Genomic DNA, 19,035 nt, shown 5'->3' with positions numbered 1-19,035 from the left:
GCAATCGCGCTGCGCCGCGTCCGGGACACGAAAGCTCACACCGGCAAGAACCTCTTCAACATCGGCATGAAGAAAATCGTCAGATTGATCGCAAACCCGATGCTCCAGAGGATGGAACGCAGCGTCGGGCGATTGCCGAGATAGGTCAATACATAGGCCACCCGCACGATCAAAAACAGCACCGCGAGCTCGTCGATCAGGCGCTGCGGTGAATCCCGGAATTCGGCGAGCAGAACGGCGAAGGCGAAGAACGGGAAGGTCTCGATCCCGTTCTGGTGGGCGCCGAGCGCGCGCTGCGAGATGGCGTCTTCGTAAAAGGCGGGATCGCGCGGCCGGGAATTGTCGAAGCCGCGAAACCTGATCCATTTGATTGAGGCGATCGTTACGAGATAGAGCAGCAGCGCTCCGAGAACGCACCATTCCGCGAGTGTCATCTTCCCTCCCCCGCTTGGGGCGACCCTAGCGAAACCGGCATCATCTTGACAAGTTCGGAGCAACGCGCGACGCAACTGGCCATGGAGACCCTGGCCCCCATCGTTTCAGCGCAGCCGACCGGTCAGCCCAGCCAGCCGCGCGTCGGCGTGCTGCTGGTCAATCTCGGTACGCCCGATACGGCCGATGCGGCCGGCGTCAGGGTCTATCTGAAGGAGTTTCTGTCGGACGCCCGCGTCATCGAGGATCAGGGCCTGATCTGGCAACTGGTGCTGAACGGCATCATCCTGCGCAGCCGCCCGCGTACCAAGGCGCTCGACTACCAGAAGATCTGGAACGTCGAGAGAAACGAGTCGCCGCTGAAAACCATCACGCGCTCGCAGGCCGACAAGCTCGCCGCGGCGCTGTCGGACCGTGCGCATGTCGTGGTGGATTGGGCCATGCGCTACGGCAATCCCTCGATCAAGGCTGGGATCGATGCGCTGATCGCGAAGGGGTGTGAGCGCATCCTGGCCGTGCCGCTCTATCCGCAATATTCCGCTTCGACCTCGGCGACCGTTTGCGACGAGGTGTTCCGCGTGCTCGCCCGGTTGCGCAATCAGCCGACGCTGCGTGTGACGCCGCCTTACTACGAGGACGAGGCCTATATCGGGGCGCTCGCGATCTCGATCGAGACGCATCTTTCGAATTTGTCCTTCGAGCCCGAGCTGATCGTCGCGTCCTTTCACGGCATGCCCAAGTCCTATGTCGACAAGGGCGATCCGTACCAGGGCCACTGCATCGCAACGACGCAGGCGCTGCGGCGCCGGCTCGGCATGGACGAGACAAAGCTGCTGCTGACCTTCCAGTCGCGCTTCGGCAATGACGAGTGGCTGCAGCCCTACACCGACAAGACCATGGAGCGCCTCGCCAAAGAAGGCGTTCGCAGGATCGCGGTGGTGACGCCGGGCTTTTCCGCCGACTGCCTGGAGACGCTGGAGGAGATCGCGCAGGAGAATGCCGAGATTTTCAAGCACAATGGCGGCGAGCAGTTTTCCGCGATCCCGTGCCTGAACGACAGCGATCCCGGCATGGACGTGATCCGTACGCTGGTGCTGCGCGAGCTCCAGGGTTGGATCTAGGGAGCGTTCCATGAACCGCCGCGACTGCCTGGCGCTTCTGGGGACGGTCACGGTGCTGCCGCTCGCGGCCCTGGCGCAGCAGGCCGGCGAGCCGCGCCGGCTGGGCGTGCTTTCGGTTACGGCCGATGACGTGATCGGAGAGTCCCGCTTGGTCGAGGCGCTGGCCACCCATGGCTGGAAGGAGCAAGACAATCTCAGGGTCGATTGGCGCAATGGCGGGGGTGATCGCGCTCCGATCGCCCGGCTCGCGGACGAGCTGATCGCGCTCAAGCCGGATGTTCTGCTCGCGATCGGCACCCCCTCGGTGGAGGAGCTGCGCCGGCGCACCACGACGATCCCGATCGTGTTCGCGGTGGTCACCGATCCCGTCAGCCAGGGTTTTGTCCAAAACCTTGCCCATCCCGGCGGCAACATCACCGGCTTCACCGATTATGACGGCCCGCTTGCCGGCAAATGGCTGGAGATGCTGACACAGGTCACGCCAAAGGTCTCTCGCGCCTTCGTCGTCTACAATCCCGCCACTGCGCCGTTCGCACCGCTGATGCTGCGCACGCTCGAGGATGCCGGTCGGACGTTGCATGTCGTGATCGAGCCTGCGCCGACGCATGATGCAGCCTCGATCGCCGCGCTGGCCGCGCGCAGGGACGGGGGCTTCCTGGTGCTGCCCGACTTTTTCACCATGGCCAATCGCGCGCCTCTGCTGGCGGCCATCGCGCAATCGCGCCTGCCGTCGGTGTTCTGGAGCCGCGCCTTCGTCGACGAAGGCGGGCTGATGTCCTACAGTACCGACAGTGCCGAGCAGCTGCGACGTGCCGCGGGCTATATCGACCGCATTCTGAAGGACGCGCTGCCAGCGGACCTCCCGGTCCAGAATCCAATCAAGCTCGAGCTCGCGATCAATGTGAAGACGGCCACGGCGATCGGCGTTACGCTTCCCCCCGGCCTGCTCGCAATCGCGAACGAGGTCATCGAATGACGTCGCAGTTTGTTAACTTTTGCCGCTAGGTCTGCGCCGTCGTGCTTTCAAGGGCCCTTCGCAAATACATAATCGTGTCCGCTCCCGCTTCCAGCGTCTTGTGCAGAAAGACGCGGATGCCGACGTGAAAAGCGACCGCTGAACCGGTAGGGTGCCGATCCCGACCAATGACAGCGCGGGAAAGGCCTGTTTCCCGGCTTCTTTCCCGCCTTGGAGGAGATATGAGCGGTTTCGATATTTTCGCGATTGTTCTGGTGTTGCTCGTCATCATCACGCTGATTGCCGGCGTAAAGACGGTGCCGCAAGGTTATGACTGGACCATCGAGCGGTTCGGCAAATACACCCAGACGCTGAACCCCGGGCTCAACCTGATCGTGCCCTATTTCGATCGCATTGGGCGCAAGATCAACATGATGGAGCAGGTGATCGACATCCCCGAGCAGGAGGTGATCACCAAGGACAACGCCACCGTGACGGTGGACGGCGTCGCCTTCTATCAGGTGTTCGATGCCGCGAAGGCCAGCTACGAGGTCGCCAACCTCAACCAGGCCATCACCGTGCTGACCATGACCAACATCCGCTCGGTGATGGGTTCGATGGATCTCGACCAGGTGCTCTCGCACCGCGACGAGATCAACGAGCGCCTGTTGCGCGTCGTCGATGCTGCGGTGTCGCCCTGGGGCGTCAAGGTCAACCGCATCGAGATCAAGGACATCGTGCCGCCGGCCGATCTCGTCGAGGCCATGGGCCGGCAGATGAAGGCCGAGCGCGTCAAGCGCGCCGACATTTTGGCCGCGGAGGGCCAGCGCCAGTCCGAGATCCTGCGCGCCGAGGGCGCCAAGCAGGGCCAGATCCTCCAGGCCGAAGGCCGCAAGGAAGCGGCGTTCCGCGATGCCGAGGCGCGTGAGCGGTCCGCGGAGGCCGAGGCCAAGGCGACGCAAATGGTCAGTGAGGCCATCGCCAAGGGTGACGTCGCGGCGTTGAACTATTTTATCGCCGATAAATACATCAAGGCGTTCGGCCAGTTCGCGGATGCGCCGAACCAGAAGATCATCATGCTGCCGATGGAGGCGACCAGCATGCTCGGCTCGCTCGCCGGCATCGGCGAGATCGCGAAGGCGACGTTCGGCGAAAGCGCGGCATCGGCGTCCGCCGCCGCGCGGCGCACCGGCTCGGTGCCGCCGGCCGGTGGGACGCCGCCGGTGGTCCCGCCGCGGCAGGGATGAGGAACAGCGCATGAGTTTGCTGAATTCGTGCGCCCATACAAAGAGGCCGTGTCATGACCGACATGTTCGTATCGCTCGGCACCTGGAACTGGCTGATCTTCGGCTTTGTCCTGATGGCGCTGGAGGTGGTTGCGCCGGGCGTGTTCCTGTTCTGGCTCGGGCTTGCCGCGCTGCTGGTCGGCCTGATCTCGTTCGTTACAGTCATCTCCTGGCAGATCCAGCTCGTGATGTTCGCGGTGTTCGCAGCCGCCGCCGTGCCGGTGTGGCGCCGGCTCGCCCGGCCGAAGGCTGATGAAAGCGCGAGCCCCTTCCTCAACAGGCGCACCGAGGCGCTGTTGGGGCGCGAGTTCACGCTGGAGAAGCCGATCATCGACGGCAACGGTACCGTGCGCATCGGCGACACGGTGTGGCGCGTCGCAGGCCCGGACACGCCGGCGGGAACGCGGGTGAAGGTGGTACAGGTGGATGGTGCCAATCTGACGGTGGCGGCGGCGTGAATTGCCGTCATTGCGAGGAGCTCTTGCGACGAAGCAATCCAGGCTGTTTCGCGGAGGCATTCGGGATTGCTTCGCTGCGCTCGCAATGGCGAGCTTGCGGATGGAGCGCCGTCAGACTCAGGCACCGCTCTTGCTGTGCCACCTCTCCGCAAACCGGTGCAGCGGCATGACCATCTCGCACAGCTCTCGCCCGAGCGGCGTCAGCCCATAACCGCCGCCGTCGCCCAGGTCCACAAACCCCGCCACACGCAGCTCCGTCAGCCGCGCCTGCAGCACCGTCGGCGAAGCCTCGTCGCAGGCGGTGCGCAGCGCGCGCGAGGTGAGGGGCTCGTTGCGCAGCTCCCACAGAATCCGCAGGCTCCAGCGCCGGCCGAGAATGTCGAGCAACGCCATGATCGGCCGCCCGGTGCGTGAGCCGCGGACTTTCCCTGAGCTTACCTGTTTCGCCATCGCACCCCCTTGCGTCTTGCTACAAATAATGTAGCGTATTGCTACGTTAATTGTAGCAACACGAACGCCCATGTCATCCCCGATGCCGCGGATCGCCCCGCTCGATCAGCCTTATCCCCCGGAGGTCCAGGCGCAGTTCGACCGCATCATGCGCGGCGCGCCGCCGCTCATGCTGTTCCGGGTGATGGCGGGCCATCGCCGGGCCTGGGACAAGTTTCGCGCCGGCGGACTTCTTGATCCGGGTCCACTCTCCCTGCGCCAGCGCGAGATCGTCATCGACCGTACCTGCGCGCTGAACAGATGCGAATATGAATGGGGCGTCCATGTCGCGGTCTTCGCCGGCGCGGCGAAGCTTGGCGAGGATGAAATTCGTGCGACTGTCGCGGGCGATGCGAATTCGGCCTGCTGGTCGCCGGCCGAACAGGCTCTGGTCGCCGCGGTGGATGCGCTACACATCCACGCGACATTCACGGATGCCGAGTTCGCCGCGCTGTCCGCGCATTATGACGAGGCGCAGATTTTGGAAATCATGCTGCTGTGCGGCTTCTATCGCACGGTGTCGTATCTGGCGAACGGGCTGAAGCTGCCGCTGGAGGAGAAAGCGGCGCGGTTTCCGCGGTAGTTGTCATTCCGGGGCGCGCGCAGCGTGAACCCGGAATCCATCGGGCCGCAACCTCAGAGATCAATGGATTCTCAGGTGCGCAACTGCGCACCATTGCTCGCGCCAAGCGGCGCGCCCCGGAATGACGAGTGGGGAGAGTGGTGGTCTACGCCACGCCCGCGCGCAGCAGATCGTGCAGATGCACGATGCCGACCACCTTGTCCGCCTCGGTCACGACCAGCGTCGTGATCTTGCGGGTGTTCAACACCTCGATCATCTCGGTCGCCAGCATCGAGGGCGGCACCGTCTTCGGCTGCCGGGTCATGATCTCATCGACCGTCACAGTCAGCAGGTCGGGCCGCATGTGGCGGCGCAGATCGCCGTCGGTGATGATGCCGATAGCCTCGTTCGCCTCGTTGACGATGCAGACGCAGCCCAAACCCTTGGCCGACATCTCGACGACGGCGTCCGACATCTTGGTGCCTTCGGGTTTCACCGGAATCTCCGCGCCGGTGCGCATGTAATCGCGAACGAATTTCAGCATCGCGCCCAGCTTGCCGCCGGGATGGAAATGGGCGAATTCCAGCGCGGTGAAGCCGCGGCCTTCGAGCAGCGCGATCGCGATGGCATCGCCGATCGCGACCTGCATCATGGTCGAGGTGGTCGGCGCCAGATTGTGCGGGCAGGCCTCGCGTGCCTTCGGCAGCTCGATCACGATGTCGGCGGCCTGGGCGAGCGAGGAGGCCGCGTTCGACGTCACCGCGATCATCGGGATCGCAAAGCGCGCCGAATAGTTCACCAGCGTCTTCATCTCCGGCTGCTCACCGGACCAGGACAGCGCCATGATGACGTCATCAGTGGTGATCATGCCGAGATCGCCATGGGCAGCTTCAGCGGTGTGGACGAAGAAGGCCGGCGTGCCTGTCGAGGCGAGGGTCGCCGCGATCTTGCGCGCCATGTGGCCTGATTTGCCGAGGCCGGTGACGATGACGCGGCCCTTTGCCTGACGGATCAGGTCGACCGCTCTGGCAAACGCCTCGCCCAGCGGGCCGCGCAGGGCGGCGGCGAGCGCGTTGATGCCGCCGCTCTCCGTCTCCAGCGTGCGGAGTGCGGATTCGACTGACGTAGGGGTGAGGCCGGATGAGGAGGTCATCAGCGGTTTCGAACTCGGCATAGACAAGGTCCAGGGGAGGAGGGGCGTCGGCCCGTTGGCAGCCTCCTTAGCACGCCCCGGCCGACGAGGCGACGCGAGCGGTAAATCCCTCAACGGGTCATTAACCATAATTGTTTTAACTCCATTAACGATGGTTCCCGCGAGTCTGCGGAAAGCCATCTGTGAAGTATTTGATTTCGTTGGAGTTATTCCATCGTGTGGTCGCCTCCAGGCAGGGGCCGGAGCCGCAGCGCGTTAGCTTTCCGCGCCGCTTTGCCATGCCTGCTGCTATCAGCGCTGGAAAGCGCGCCCGCGGCCGCCCAGAGCCTCACGCCCGACCTGTTTAATCCCAGCCGCGGCGGCTTCGTCTCGCCCGACGCGCTGCCGATGCGCCGCACCGCCGCCGTGCTGCAGGCGCCGTCGGACGCGATCCCGCAGCCGCCGCAGCCCCCGGACCCCAACGACGATCCGCGCAAGAAGACCGATGCGCCCGCGACGACGCGCGTCGGTCAGGTGCCGACCTATGGCCTGCCCGCGGCGAACGGCGCGAGCGGCTCCGGCTACGACTCGCTCAATCGCAAGCGCCAGCAACCAAAGCTCTATCCGGGCCAGCCGAAGCCGAAGAAGCCAGCTGGTCCGGGCTCGCCGGTGCCGCCCGCAACGCCGCCGGTCTCCACGCTCGGTCCGCCGCGCATCGCGCCGCCGCCGTCGGAGACCGCGAACAAGACGCCACTGCCGCCGGCGATGGCCGGCACCGTGCCTGGCCAGCCGCTGCGGCGTCGTCTCAAGGTCGACGACGATGCGTTCGGCGCGGTCGGCGACTACGCCGGCAGTTTCCTGATCAAGGGCGGGCTCGAGCTCTCCACCGGCTACGACACCAATCCCGCACGCCTCAGCAAGCCGGTCGGATCGCCGGTCTTCGTCGTCGCGCCCGATCTTCTCGTGACGTCCGACTGGGAGCGCCACGCGCTGGTCGCAGACCTGCGCGGCTCGTTCTCCGGCTACACCAACAACATGCCGGCGACGATCGACGGGCTTCCTTCGCCATCGCCGGTCGAGATCAATCGCCCCGACTTCACCGGCCATGTCGACGGCCGTTACGACGTCGATCGCGACCTCAAGCTGACCTCGCAGCTCCGCCTGCGGCTCGCCACCGACAATCCCGGCAGCCCGAACGTGCAGGCCGGCCTGCAAAAATATCCCGTCTATGCCACCTATGGCGGCACCTTCGGCTTCGACCAGACCTTCAATCGCTTCCAGGTCGCCGCCGGCGCCACGATCGATCGCACCGCCTACACGGATTCAAAGCTCACCGACGGATCGACCTTCAGCAACGACGATCGCGACTTCAACCAGTATGGCGGCGTCGGGCGGTTCTCCTATGAGCTGAAGCCGGGCTTAAAGCCGTTCGTCGAGATCGAAGGCGACAACCGCGTCCACGACCAGGCCGCGGATCGCAACGGCTATTTGCGCGATTCAAACGGCGGCTACGCCAAGGTCGGCTCCTCCTTCGAGTTCTCGCGAATCCTCACCGGCGAAGTCTCGGTCGGTTATTCCGCGCGCAACTATGTCGACCCGCGCCTGAGCCAGCTCTCGGGCTTCCTCACCTCGGGCTCGCTGATCTGGAACGCCAGCGGGCTGACCACGGTGAAATTCAACACCGACACGCAGATCGCGGAGACCACCATCCCCGGCTCCTCCGGCGTGCTGGTGCATACCTATGCCGCCGAAGTCGACCACGACTTCCGCCGCTGGCTGACGGCGATCGGCAAGTTCACCTACGGCACCTACGATTACCAGGGCCAGAATCGCAACGACAAGACCTACTCGCTCGAAGGCAATTTGATCTACAAGCTCAACCGCAACATCTGGATCAAGGGCACACTGCGCCACGACATCCTGGATTCGAACCAGCCCGGCTCGAGCTCGCAAGGGACGGTGGTGATGCTGGGGGTGAGGCTGCAGAATTAGCGACGTGTACGCATTTGAACTGATGCGTATTGGTAAGCGGCACTCTCGCCACTCACCCCGCTGTCATGCCCCGCGAAGGCGGGGCATCCAGTACGCCGCGGCTTCTCGATTCTAGCCGCGCCGTCTCGGAGTACTGGATCGCCCGGTCAAGCCGGGCGATGACACCATTGGTTGAGCTGGCGGCAGCGCGACCGAACTACCGCGGCAGATCCGTCTTCCCCATCAGGAACGTATCGATCGACCGTGCGCACAGCCGGCCCTCGCGGATGGCCCACACCACCAGCGACTGGCCGCGGCGCATGTCGCCGGCGGAGAACACGTTCGGGCGCGAGGTCTGGTAATCCAGCGTGTTGGCCTTGACGTTGCCGCGCGGGTCGAGCTCGACCGAGAGCAGCTTGAGCAGGCCCTCGTGCACGGGATGAACGAAGCCCATCGCGAGCAGAACCAGCTCGGCATCGAGCTCGAACTCGGTGCCTGCGATCGGCTTGAACTTGTCGTCGACGCGCACGCAGTGCAGCTTCTTGACCTTGCCGTTCTCGCCGGCGAACTTCTGCGTCAGCACCGCGAATTCGCGGATCGCGCCTTCGGCCTGGCTGGAGGACGTGCGCATCTTCAGCGGCCAGTTCGGCCAGGTGAGGCCCTTGTTCTCGTGCTCGGGCGGGGCGGGCATGATCTCGAGCTGGGTCACGCTGAGCGCGCCTTGGCGCAGCGAGGTGCCGATGCAGTCGGAACCGGTATCGCCGCCGCCGATGACGACGACATGCTTGCCGCCGGCGAGGATCTCCTTGACGCCGCTCAGCGGCTCGCTCGAGACGCGGCGGTTCTGCTGCGGCAGGAAGTCCATCGCATAGTGGATGCCGTCGAACTCGCGGCCGGGGATCGGCAGGTCGCGCGGGGCTTCGGCGCCGCCGGTCAGCGCGATCGCGTCATACTGGTTGAGCATCTCGCGCGGATCGACATTGCCGCTGGCGCCGACATGGCTGTTGTAGTGGAAGGTGACGCCTTCGCCTTCCATCTGCTTGACGCGGCGGTCGATGACGCCCTTCTCCATCTTGAAGTCGGGGATGCCGTAGCGCAGCAGGCCGCCGGCCTTGGCGTACTTCTCGAACAGATGCACGTCGTGACCGGCGCGCGCGAGCTGCTGGGCGCAGGCCATGCCGGCGGGACCCGAGCCGATCACGGCGACCTTCTTGCCGGTCTTCACAGCAGCCACTTCCGGCTTCAGCCAGCCATTGTCCCAGGCGCGGTCGACGATGGCGCATTCGATGGTCTTGATGGTGACGGGGTTGTCGTCGATGTTGAGCGTGCAGGACGCCTCGCACGGCGCCGGGCAGATGCGGCCGGTGAATTCGGGGAAATTGTTTGTCGAGTGCAGATTGCGCGAGGCCTCTTCCCAATTGCCCTGATAGACGAGGTCGTTGAAGTCAGGGATCTGGTTGTTGACCGGGCAGCCGGGCGTGCCGGGCGCCACCGAGCCGGTGCCGTGGCAATAGGGAATGCCGCAATTCATGCAGCGCGCAGCCTGGTCGCGCGTTTCCTTCTCGGTCAAGGGAACGACGAACTCTTTGTAATGCTTCACGCGTTCGGCGACCGGGGTGTACTTGCGATCGTGCCGTTCGATTTCGAGAAAACCCGTGATCTTGCCCATTAAACCCGAAGTCCCTGCCGCTTAAATCGTTTGTTGCTTCTTCAACCGTTTTTGCGAGGGGCGAAGCGACGAAGCAATCCAGTCTGTTGCTCGGGAGAAAGTCTGGATTGCTTCGCTTCGCTCGCAATGACGGGGTGTGATGCCTTACGCCCCGATCGCGATTTTCGGCTCGGCGTCCGCGTTGGCGGCCATTTCGCGCAGCGCGCGCCGGTACTCGACCGGCATCACCTTGCGGAATTTGGGCAGCCATTCCTTCCAATTGGCAAGGATGTCGGCGGCGCGCTTGGAGCCGGTCGCTTTCGCATGGCGCGTGATCAGGACGTGCAGACGCTCGACGTCGGAGTCGAGCAGGTTCTGGAACACGTCGACCCGGCCATGCGCCTCGAGGTCACCGGAGTGGTGATAGGTGCCGGCGTTGATCAGCTCTTCCGACAAGACCGGCTCGAGCTCGACCATGCTGAGATTGCACAGCTTGCCAAAGTCGCCGGTTTCGTCGAGCACATAGGCGATGCCGCCTGACATGCCGGCCGCGAAGTTGCGCCCGGTCTTGCCGAGCACGACCACGATGCCGCCGGTCATGTATTCGCAGCAATGATCGCCCGCGCCTTCGACCACGGCGACCGCGCCCGAGTTGCGCACGGCAAAGCGTTCGCCGGCGACGCCGCGGAAGTAGCACTCGCCCTCGATCGCGCCGTACATCACGGTGTTGCCGACGATGATGCTCTCTTCCGGCACGATGGCCGAATTCTTCGGCGGCTTGACGATGATCTTGCCGCCCGACAGGCCCTTGCCGACATAGTCGTTGGCTTCGCCTTCGAGCTCGAAGGTGACGCCATGGGCAAGCCACGCGCCGAAGGCCTGGCCGGCGGTGCCCTTGAGGCCGACATGGATGGTGTCATGCGGAAGTCCCGCATGGCCGTAGATCTTGGCGACCGCGCCCGACAGCATCGCGCCCGCGGAGCGGTTGGTGCTGTTGATCGCAGCCTCGATCTTCACTGGCGCGCCGCGGTCGAGCGAGGGCTTGGCCTTCTCGATCAGCGAGCGGTCGAGCACCGCCTCCAGATGATGGTTCTGGCGCTCGGAGTGATAGATCTTCTGGCCCTTCTCTTCCTTCTGCTTGACGAACAGCTTCGAGAAGTCGAGGCCCTTGGCCTTCCAGTGCGCCACCAGCTTGGTCTGGTCGAGCAGCTGAACCTGGCCGACCATCTCGTTGAAGGTGCGGAAGCCGAGCGAGGCCATGATCTCGCGGACTTCCTCCGCGACGAAGAAGAAGTAGTTGATGACGTGCTCCGGCTGGCCGGTGAAGCGCTTGCGCAGGACGGGGTCCTGCGTCGCGACGCCGACCGGGCAGGTGTTGAGATGGCACTTGCGCATCATGATGCAGCCGGCTGCGATCAAGGGCGCGGTGGCGAAGCCGAACTCGTCGGCGCCCAAGAGTGCGCCGATCACGACGTCACGCCCGGTGCGGAAGCCACCGTCGACCTGGACCACGATGCGGCTGCGCAGCCGCTCGCGCACCAGCGTCTGGTGGGTTTCGGCAAGGCCGATCTCCCACGGGCTGCCTGCATGCTTGATCGAGGTCAGCGGCGAAGCGCCGGTGCCGCCCTCGAAGCCCGCGATGGTGACATGATCGGCGCGCGCCTTGGCGACGCCCGCGGCCACCGTGCCGACGCCGATCTCGGAGACGAGCTTGACCGAAACGTCGCCCGTCGGGTTGACGTTCTTGAGGTCGTAGATCAGCTGCGCCAGATCCTCGATCGAATAGATGTCGTGGTGCGGCGGCGGCGAGATCAGGCCGACGCCCGGGGTCGAGTGACGCACCTTGGCGATGGTCGCGTCGACCTTGTGGCCGGGCAACTGGCCGCCTTCGCCGGGCTTGGCGCCCTGCGCCATCTTGATCTGCATCATGTCGGAGTTGACGAGATACTCGGTGGTGACGCCGAAGCGGCCCGAGGCGACCTGCTTGATCGCCGAGCGCATGGAATCGCCGTTCGGCATCGGCTTGAAGCGGTCGGCTTCCTCGCCGCCTTCACCGGTGTTCGACTTGCCGCCGATCCGGTTCATGGCGATCGCCAATGTCGTGTGCGCCTCGCGCGAGATCGAGCCGAAGCTCATCGCGCCGGTGGCGAAACGCCTGACGATGTCCTTGGCCGGCTCGACCTGCTCGAGCGGGATCGGCTTGCGCTTCTCTTCCTCCGCGTTCTTGATCCGGAACAGCCCGCGCAGCGTCAGCAGGCGCTCCGACTGCTCGTTGAGGATCTTGGCGAAGGCGCGGTAGCGCTCCAGCGAATTGCCGCGGGCGGCGTGCTGCAGAAGGCCAACCGATTCCGCGGTCCAGGCGTGGTCCTCGCCGCGGCTGCGATAGGCATACTCGCCGCCGACGTCGAGCGAAGTCTTGTAGACCAGCGCCTCGCCGAACGCATCGGCATGACGGCGCACGGCCTCTTCGGCGATCTCGGCGAGACCGACGCCCTCGACGCGGGTATGCGTGCCGGCGAAGAATTTTGCGACGAAGTCAGCCCTGAGGCCGACCGCGTCGAAAATCTGCGCGCCGCAATAGGACTGGTAGGTCGAGATGCCCATCTTGGACATCACCTTGAGCAGGCCCTTGCCGATCGACTTGATGTAGCGCTTGACGATCTCGTAGTCGTCGAGCGAGCCGGGCAGGCGGTCCTTCATCGCGATGATGGTTTCGAACGCCAGGTACGGGTTGATCGCTTCGGCGCCGTAGCCGGCCAGACAGGCGAAGTGGTGCACTTCGCGCGGCTCGCCGGATTCGACGACGAGGCCGACCGAGGTGCGCAGGCCGGTGCGGATCAAATGATGATGCACCGAGGCGCAGGCCAGCAGCGACGGGATCGGAACCCGGTCGGTGCCGACCATGCGGTCGGACAGGATGATGATGTTGACGCCTTCGCGCACCGCGGCTTCCGCGCGCGCGCAGAGCTCGTCGAGCACCTGGTCCATGCCCGCCGCGCCGAGACCGGCGTGGAAGGTGGTGTCCAGCGTGCGCGACTTGAAGTGCGACTCGGCGACCTCGGAGATCGAACGGATCTTTTCCAGATCCGCGTCGGTCAGGATCGGCTGGCGCGCTTCCAGGCGCTTGGTGGTGGCAAGGCCCTGAAGATCGAACAGGTTCGGCCGCGGTCCGATGATGGAGACGAGGCTCATCACCAGCTCCTCGCGGATCGGATCGATCGGCGGGTTGGTGACCTGCGCGAAGTTCTGCTTGAAATAGGTGAACAGCGGCTTGGCCTTGTCCGACAGCGCCGAGATCGGCGTGTCGTTGCCCATCGAGCCCGCGGCTTCTTCACCCGTCGCCGCCATCGGCGTCATCAGGATGGTGATGTCTTCCTGGCTGTAGCCGAACGCCTGCTGGCGATCCAAAAGCGACAGGTTCGAGCGCACGCCCGTGGTCGGCACCTTCGGCAGATCTTCCAGCACGATCTGGGTCCGCTCCAGCCACTCCTTGTAGGGATGGCTCCTGGCGAGCTCGGCCTTGATCTCGTCGTCGGGGATCAGGCGGCCCTGCTCGAGGTCGACCAGCAGCATCTTGCCGGGCTGCAAGCGCCACTTGGTGATGATCTGGTCCTCGGGGATCGTCAGCACGCCCATTTCGGACGCCATCACGATGCGGTCGTCCTTGGTCACGAGATAGCGCGCCGGCCGCAAACCGTTGCGGTCGAGCGTGGCGCCGATCTGGCGGCCGTCGGTGAAGGCGATCGCGGCAGGGCCGTCCCACGGCTCCATCAGCGCGGCATGATATTCGTAGAAGGCGCGGCGCTTCTCATCCATCAGCGGATTGCCGGCCCACGCCTCCGGGATCATCATCATGACGGCGTGCGGCAGCGAGTAACCGCCCTGCACCAGGAATTCGAGCGCGTTGTCGAAGCAGGCGGTGTCCGACTGGCCTTCGTAGGAGATCGGCCAGAGCCGGTTGATGTCCTTGCCGTACAGATCGGAGCTGACCGAAGCCTGACGCGCCGCCATCCAGTTGGTGTTGCCGCGCAGCGTGTTGATCTCGCCGTTATGCGCGATCATGCGATAGGGATGCGCCAGCGACCAGGCCGGGAAGGTGTTGGTCGAGAAGCGCTGGTGCACCAGCGCGAGCGCGCTCTCGAAATCCTTCTCGTGCAAATCGGGATAGTACTTGCCGAGCTGGTCGGCGAGGAACATGCCCTTGTAGATCACGGTGCGGCAGGACATCGAGCAGGGGTAATAGCCCGCAAGCCCGCGGTCGCGGCGCTGGTAGATCGCCTGCGAGATCGACTTGCGCAGGATGTAGAGCCGGCGCTCGAACTCGTCCTCGGTCTTGGCGGTGCCGTTGCGGCCGATGAACACCTGCATGCAGGCCGGCTCGGTCGGCTTCACGGTGACGCCGAGCGAGGAATTGTCGGTCGGCACGTCGCGCCAGCCGAGCAGGGTCAGGCCTTCCGCCTTGATCTGGTCGGCGATGATGCTCTTGATGACGTTGCGCCAGGCGGTGTCGCGCGGCATGAACAATGCGCCGATGGCGTATTCGCCCGGCGCCGGCAGCTCGAACTTGTTCTCCTTGGCCTTGCGGCTGAAGAAGGCGTGCGGGATCTGCACCAGGATGCCGGCGCCGTCACCGGCGCGCGGGTCGGCACCGACGGCGCCGCGATGCTCGAGGTTGCAGAGGATGCTCAGCGCGTCCGAGACGATCTCATGCGACTTCTTGCCCCTGATATTGGCAATGAAGCCGACGCCGCAGGAATCCTTCTCCAGGCTCGGATCGTACAGGCCTTCGGCTTTGGGCCGTGAATTGTGTTCCTGAATTGGATCGGTCGTTTTCGAGGCGACCGTCGCCGACAGCTCTTCTGCCACGATGTTTCCGCGCTCGAATTGCGACCCGTTCATTGTTCCAATCCTCTCCGTGCGGCAAGCTGCCTCACCGCCATCTTCGGCGCACCTTGGGCGTTCCGCGGCACCCGCCTCTGGGTCACCGCTCGTCCGCTGCGAGCCGCATTTTCTTAAATTCAGGCCAAGGCGCTCTTCGTCCCCGAGAACGGCTTTTCCTGCTTGCCTTATGGTGCTCGAAAGCACCAACTTTCGTTGCAATCCCTATGCCGGAACCGCAAGCAAAATTGAGACAGTCTTCCTGTCCTAACCGCCACCTTGCCAAATTTTTGTCTAGCACACAAGCGCGCGGAAGTCCCGATTCCTCATAAGTCAATCGATCGCTTTCCAAAAGTTGCGCGGCCCCGGTTTTGAAGCAAACGCGCCCCGATCCGGCCCAGCCGGCGCCGAAATCCCGGATGAAGCTTCGCCTCAGCCCTTCGAAAGGCGCGCCACGCCGCAAGAAGCGAAAGAGCGCGGATCATTCGGGGGCCTGACAGGAGCGTGTCGACCATGAAGTTTTTCACAGGATGTGTGGCCGCCGCCGCGCTGGCGCTGGTGGCAAATGCCGCGGAGGCCCAGGTTCTCGCAAATGGAACCGAGCGGGGGGCCTACATCGCGGTCTCCGATTTCGACGGCCCCTACGCGCCGCCGCCGCAACGTTACGGCTACGGCTATGAGGAACGCGGCGAGGGGCCGGTGCTGCTGCCCGCCACCGAGGTCTATGCCGTGCTGCGCGACAACGGCTTCTCGCCGCTCGGCATCCCACGCCTGCACGGCGCGGTCTACACCATCGCGGTGATCGACCGCCGCGGCGACGACGGCCGGCTCGTGATCGACGCCCGCGACGGAAGAATCTTGCGCTTCATGCCGGCCGCCGACGCCTATGGCATGGCGCCCGCCTATGAGGAGCCGACGGTTGCTCCTTACCGGCCGCAAAGCGCGCTGCCGCCGCCGACCATGGTCCGCGGCGGCCCGCCGCGCCCGCCAGCGCCGATCCCGCATGTCGCCAGCCGCACCGTGCCGCTGCCCAAGTCGGCTCCGCAGCGCGGCGAGACGCCGGTTGCGGCCGCCAAGCCCGCCGAGCAGGCAACGCAGGCTCAACCCGCGCAGCACACGGCGGCCGTGCAGGTCAAGCCTGCCGAGACTGCGCCGACCGTCGGTCAGGCCAAGCCGGCCGTCACAATCCTGCCGACGCAGGAGATGCCGGCAGCGCAGGGACTGGAGTAGCGCTGGGAGTTGGAGGCGAAGGCACCAGCCAAACCATCATTGTCGTCCCGGCCTTCGCCGGGAAGACAACGGAGCAAAACAAAAGGCGCCTGAGATCCCCAGGCGCCTTTGCATCTCGGCGATCCGCCGCTCAGCTTCGCGGATACCCCGCCGCCTCGAGGATCAAATTCGCAACCTCCTTCGGGTGCGACACCAGCGAGAGGTGGCCGGCGTCGAGCTCGATCGTGGTCGCGTTCATGCGCTTGGCGAGGAAGCGCTCGAAATCGGGATTGATGGTGCCGTCATTCTTCGACACTGCGTACCAGCTCGGCTTCGTGTGCCAGGCAGCTTCCGTGGTGCGACCGGCGAAGATCGAGGCGGCCGTCGGCCATTGCACGGCGTAGAGCTCCTTGGCCTGCTCCGGCTTCACGCCGTTGGCGAAGTATTTTAGGAAGGCGTCTTCCGACAGCTTGGTGTAGCCGTCGCGCTCGACGATGCCGGCACGCGCCGGTCCCGTCGGAAACTGCTTCGACAGCGCGATGAAATCCTCATTGGCATCGGGGGCGCGCGCGGCGATGTAGACCAGGCTGGTGACCTTCGGATCGGTGCCAACCTGGCTGATCACGGTGCCGCCCCAGGAATGCGCCACAAGCACGGTCGGTCCGTCCTGCTCGGCCAGCACGCGCCTGGTCGCCTCGACCGACTCGGCGAGCGAGCCCAGCGGATTCTGCACGGCGGTGACATTGAGGCCGGCGGCCTGGAGGATCGGGATCACCTCAGACCAGCTCGAACCATCGGCCCAGGCGCCATGCACCAGCACGACGTTCTTGGCCCTCACCGTGGTCGGGGTCTGCGCGTGGGCAAGGCTGATGGGAGCGGCCAGCAGGCTCGCGGCGACGAAAAGGCTGCGCCATAAAGTCACGATCGTTCTCCGTCTTGTTTTTGGGCTCGGTACACGAAATACGGCGTGTCGGACGGCAGCGTTACGTCGGCTCACCGGGCCGTGATGCGGCGCATCAGTTCAATCGGGCGATTGAGCAAAATGCTCTGGGAAAGCCGAAGCGGCGACTGGGCGAATAACGGTGCAAACAAAAAAACGCCCCGGGGGCACCGGGGCGTTTTCGCAACTTGACGGCTGTGATCGGGCTTTACGCGGCGACCGAGCTCTCGATCACCTGCGCCTTCGCAGCGCCGGAGTTGATCGCGATCTGGCGCGGCTTCTTGGCTTCGGGAATCTCGCGCACGAGGTCGACATGAAGCAGGCCGTTCTCGAGCGAGGCGTCCTTCACCTGCACGAAGTCGGCGAGCTGGAACGCGCGCTCGAAGGCGCGGGCGGCGATGCCGCGATAGAGCACTTCGGATTTGCCGTTCTCATTGGCGACTTTCTCGCCCTTGATCGTCAGCGTGTTTTCCTTCGCGACGATGGAGAGCTCATCCTTGGCAAAGCCGGAGACCGCAACGGTGATGCGGTAGGCGTTCTCGCCGGTGCGCTCGATGTTGTAGGGGGGATAACCGGGGCTGCCGTCCGTGCCTGCCTGGTCGAGCAGGTTGAAGAGGCGGTCGAAGCCGACGGTGGAACGATAGAAAGGGGTGAGATCGTAGGTACGCATGGTCAAGTCCTCCGTTGAGCGACTGTTGGTAACCCGCCCGCCAATCGGGCCGGGCTTAGTCTGTGTGCAGCCTGATGTTCCGGTTCCGAAACACTGGTAGCGGCCTGCACTGAAATGATATGGGTGGGTCCAAACGGCGTTCAAGAGGGCGGAATCAGCGCCTTTTCGGCGCTCCCGCCCCTTGATCTCAAGCACTTGGCGCCTACGCACGCTCATGACGCTGGTCTCGATTCCGTCCAACCCCGTTCCCGAAAACGTCGTCAGCGGCACCATCAAGACGCCTGATGGCGTCGAGCTGCGCTTTGCGCGCTGGGCGCCGCCGGCGAACCGCAAGGGCACGGTCTGCGTCTTCACCGGCCGCAGCGAGCAGATCGAGAAATATTTCGAGACCGTGCGCGATTTGCGCGACCGCGGCTTTGCGGTGGCAATGGTCGATTGGCGCGGGCAGGGTCATTCCGCGCGGCGCCTGCGCGATCCGCGCAAGGGCTATGTGCGCAACTTCTCCGATTACGAGATCGACGTCGAAGCTTTCGTGCAGCAGGTGGTGCTGCCGGATTGCCCCCCGCCGTTCTTCGCGCTGGCCCATTCAATGGGCGGCGCGGTGCTGTTGCGGCTCGCGCATGCGGGCAAGCGCTGGTTCGACCGCATGGTGCTGTCGGCGCCGATGATCGACCTGCCTGGTCGCTCCACCTCGTTTCCGGTGCGCGCGCTGTTGAAGACGATGCGTCTGCTGGGGCGGGGCGGCGCTTATGTTCCCGGTGGCAGCGACCAGCTCACCGGACTGTCGCCGTTCATCAACAATCCGCTGACCAGCGATCCCGTGCGCTATGCGCGCAATGTCGCGATCCTGGAGGAGGACCCGACACTTGGCCTGGCGTCACCGACGGTCGCCTGGGCCGATACCGCCTTCCGCGCCATGCGCACCTTCAAGGGCATCAACTACCCCTCCGAGATCCGCCAGCCGATCCTGATGCTGGCGGCCTCCAACGACGTCGTGGTCTCGACTGCCGCGATCGAGGAGTTCGCCTACCATTTGCGCGCAGGCTCGCATCTGGTGATCGCCGGCTCCAAGCACGAGATCCTCCAGGAGCAGGACCGCTACCGCTCCCAGTTCTGGGCGGCGTTCGATGCGTTCGTGCCGGGCACGCCGCTGTTCAAGTGAAAAGGCGAGTCCGCGAGGGCGGTGTGCGTTGGACTCGCGGAGTGTCCTCATTCACCGTCATTGCGAGCGCAGCGAAGCAATCCAGACTGTCTCGGCGGAGTCAGTCTGGATTGCTTCGTCGC

15 protein-coding genes are annotated in these 19,035 nt (G+C 64.8%); 8 read left to right on the top strand and 7 right to left on the bottom strand.

The annotated features are described in order from the left end of the window. Window positions 1-35: 35 nt before the first annotated feature. Entirely contained in the window at window positions 36-434 is a 399-nt protein-coding gene (locus XH91_RS30905; RefSeq protein ID WP_128954104.1) for an MAPEG family protein, read from the bottom strand. An 81-nt stretch (window positions 435-515) separates the two neighbouring features. Between XH91_RS30905 and hemH the strand changes: the two genes are divergently transcribed. From hemH to XH91_RS30885, 4 genes are all read left to right on the top strand, one after another. Continuing rightward, window positions 516-1,553, top strand: a complete 1,038-nt coding sequence (gene hemH, locus XH91_RS30900; protein ID WP_128954103.1) for a ferrochelatase — start codon at window positions 516-518, stop codon at window positions 1,551-1,553. A 10-nt stretch (window positions 1,554-1,563) separates the two neighbouring features. Then, complete coding sequence (locus XH91_RS30895; RefSeq protein WP_128954102.1) at window positions 1,564-2,529, top strand: ABC transporter substrate-binding protein; 966 nt, start codon at window positions 1,564-1,566, stop codon at window positions 2,527-2,529. 221 nt (window positions 2,530-2,750) lie between these two features. Then, window positions 2,751-3,755: an SPFH domain-containing protein gene (locus tag XH91_RS30890; protein ID WP_128954101.1), complete on the top strand. Its 1,005-nt coding sequence runs from the start codon at window positions 2,751-2,753 to the stop codon at window positions 3,753-3,755. A 53-nt stretch (window positions 3,756-3,808) separates the two neighbouring features. Then, window positions 3,809-4,252, top strand: coding sequence for an NfeD family protein (locus XH91_RS30885; RefSeq protein ID WP_128954100.1), 444 nt, complete (start codon window positions 3,809-3,811; stop codon window positions 4,250-4,252). Between the two features lie 117 nt (window positions 4,253-4,369). Here the strand turns inward: XH91_RS30885 and XH91_RS30880 are convergent, their stop codons facing one another. Continuing rightward, window positions 4,370-4,702 (bottom strand): winged helix-turn-helix transcriptional regulator, encoded by a 333-nt coding sequence (locus tag XH91_RS30880; protein ID WP_128954099.1) that lies wholly within the window; start codon window positions 4,700-4,702, stop codon window positions 4,370-4,372. A 70-nt stretch (window positions 4,703-4,772) separates the two neighbouring features. Here XH91_RS30880 and XH91_RS30875 point away from each other — a divergent pair, with 70 nt between their 5' ends. Further along, on the top strand, window positions 4,773-5,324 hold the full coding sequence (locus XH91_RS30875) for a carboxymuconolactone decarboxylase family protein (RefSeq protein WP_128954098.1): 552 nt from the start codon (window positions 4,773-4,775) through the stop codon (window positions 5,322-5,324). A 145-nt stretch (window positions 5,325-5,469) separates the two neighbouring features. Here the strand turns inward: XH91_RS30875 and XH91_RS30870 are convergent, their stop codons facing one another. After that, the gene (locus XH91_RS30870; RefSeq protein ID WP_164933677.1) at window positions 5,470-6,477 is read right to left on the bottom strand and encodes a KpsF/GutQ family sugar-phosphate isomerase; all 1,008 of its coding nucleotides are present in this window, start codon (window positions 6,475-6,477) and stop codon (window positions 5,470-5,472) included. 195 nt (window positions 6,478-6,672) lie between these two features. Between XH91_RS30870 and XH91_RS30865 the strand changes: the two genes are divergently transcribed. After that, window positions 6,673-8,427 carry an outer membrane beta-barrel protein gene (locus tag XH91_RS30865; RefSeq protein ID WP_128954096.1) on the top strand — a complete coding sequence of 585 codons (1,755 nt, stop codon included), beginning with the start codon at window positions 6,673-6,675 and terminating at the stop codon, window positions 8,425-8,427. 196 nt (window positions 8,428-8,623) lie between these two features. Here the strand turns inward: XH91_RS30865 and XH91_RS30860 are convergent, their stop codons facing one another. Together XH91_RS30860 and gltB are read right to left on the bottom strand one after the other, a co-directional pair. Then, on the bottom strand, window positions 8,624-10,075 hold the full coding sequence (locus tag XH91_RS30860; protein WP_128954095.1) for a glutamate synthase subunit beta: 1,452 nt from the start codon (window positions 10,073-10,075) through the stop codon (window positions 8,624-8,626). Window positions 10,076-10,219: 144 nt separating this feature from the next. Further along, on the bottom strand, window positions 10,220-14,953 hold the full coding sequence (gene gltB, locus XH91_RS30855; protein ID WP_128954094.1) for a glutamate synthase large subunit: 4,734 nt from the start codon (window positions 14,951-14,953) through the stop codon (window positions 10,220-10,222). A 492-nt stretch (window positions 14,954-15,445) separates the two neighbouring features. Here gltB and XH91_RS30850 point away from each other — a divergent pair, with 492 nt between their 5' ends. Further along, window positions 15,446-16,162, top strand: a complete 717-nt coding sequence (locus XH91_RS30850; RefSeq protein WP_128954093.1) for a hypothetical protein — start codon at window positions 15,446-15,448, stop codon at window positions 16,160-16,162. A gap of 130 nt (window positions 16,163-16,292) precedes the next feature. Here the strand turns inward: XH91_RS30850 and XH91_RS30845 are convergent, their stop codons facing one another. Beyond that, complete coding sequence (locus XH91_RS30845; protein ID WP_128954092.1) at window positions 16,293-17,063, bottom strand: alpha/beta fold hydrolase; 771 nt, start codon at window positions 17,061-17,063, stop codon at window positions 16,293-16,295. Between the two features lie 226 nt (window positions 17,064-17,289). Beyond that, window positions 17,290-17,751: an Hsp20 family protein gene (locus XH91_RS30840; protein WP_128954091.1), complete on the bottom strand. Its 462-nt coding sequence runs from the start codon at window positions 17,749-17,751 to the stop codon at window positions 17,290-17,292. Window positions 17,752-17,965: 214 nt separating this feature from the next. On the opposite strand from XH91_RS30840, the gene XH91_RS30835 reads away from it, so the two are divergent. After that, complete coding sequence (locus XH91_RS30835; RefSeq protein WP_128954090.1) at window positions 17,966-18,913, top strand: alpha/beta fold hydrolase; 948 nt, start codon at window positions 17,966-17,968, stop codon at window positions 18,911-18,913. Window positions 18,914-19,035 lie beyond the last annotated feature (122 nt).

The sequence above is a fragment of the Bradyrhizobium guangzhouense genome (assembly GCF_004114955.1).
In the GTDB taxonomy this organism is placed as follows: Bacteria; Pseudomonadota; Alphaproteobacteria; order Rhizobiales; family Xanthobacteraceae; genus Bradyrhizobium; species Bradyrhizobium guangzhouense.
Note: the sequence above shows the minus strand (reverse complement) of the source record. Positions and strands in the feature narration are given on the sequence as shown.

Bases quoted from the DNA above. Each gene is read 5' to 3' on its own strand.
- XH91_RS30860 (WP_128954095.1), bottom strand. From the start codon at position 10,075: ATGGGCAAGATCACGGGTTTTCTCGAAATCGAACGGCACGATCGCAAG.
- XH91_RS30895 (WP_128954102.1), top strand. From the start codon at position 1,564: ATGAACCGCCGCGACTGCCTGGCGCTTCTGGGGACGGTCACGGTGCTG.
- XH91_RS30835 (WP_128954090.1), top strand. From the start codon at position 17,966: ATGACGCTGGTCTCGATTCCGTCCAACCCCGTTCCCGAAAACGTCGTC.
- XH91_RS30840 (WP_128954091.1), bottom strand. From the start codon at position 17,751: ATGCGTACCTACGATCTCACCCCTTTCTATCGTTCCACCGTCGGCTTC.
- XH91_RS30905 (WP_128954104.1), bottom strand. From the start codon at position 434: ATGACACTCGCGGAATGGTGCGTTCTCGGAGCGCTGCTGCTCTATCTC.
- XH91_RS30870 (WP_164933677.1), bottom strand. From the start codon at position 6,477: ATGCCGAGTTCGAAACCGCTGATGACCTCCTCATCCGGCCTCACCCCT.
- XH91_RS30850 (WP_128954093.1), top strand. From the start codon at position 15,446: ATGAAGTTTTTCACAGGATGTGTGGCCGCCGCCGCGCTGGCGCTGGTG.
- XH91_RS30875 (WP_128954098.1), top strand. From the start codon at position 4,773: ATGTCATCCCCGATGCCGCGGATCGCCCCGCTCGATCAGCCTTATCCC.
- XH91_RS30885 (WP_128954100.1), top strand. From the start codon at position 3,809: ATGACCGACATGTTCGTATCGCTCGGCACCTGGAACTGGCTGATCTTC.
- XH91_RS30890 (WP_128954101.1), top strand. From the start codon at position 2,751: ATGAGCGGTTTCGATATTTTCGCGATTGTTCTGGTGTTGCTCGTCATC.
- gltB (WP_128954094.1), bottom strand. From the start codon at position 14,953: ATGAACGGGTCGCAATTCGAGCGCGGAAACATCGTGGCAGAAGAGCTG.
- XH91_RS30880 (WP_128954099.1), bottom strand. From the start codon at position 4,702: ATGGCGAAACAGGTAAGCTCAGGGAAAGTCCGCGGCTCACGCACCGGG.
- hemH (WP_128954103.1), top strand. From the start codon at position 516: ATGGAGACCCTGGCCCCCATCGTTTCAGCGCAGCCGACCGGTCAGCCC.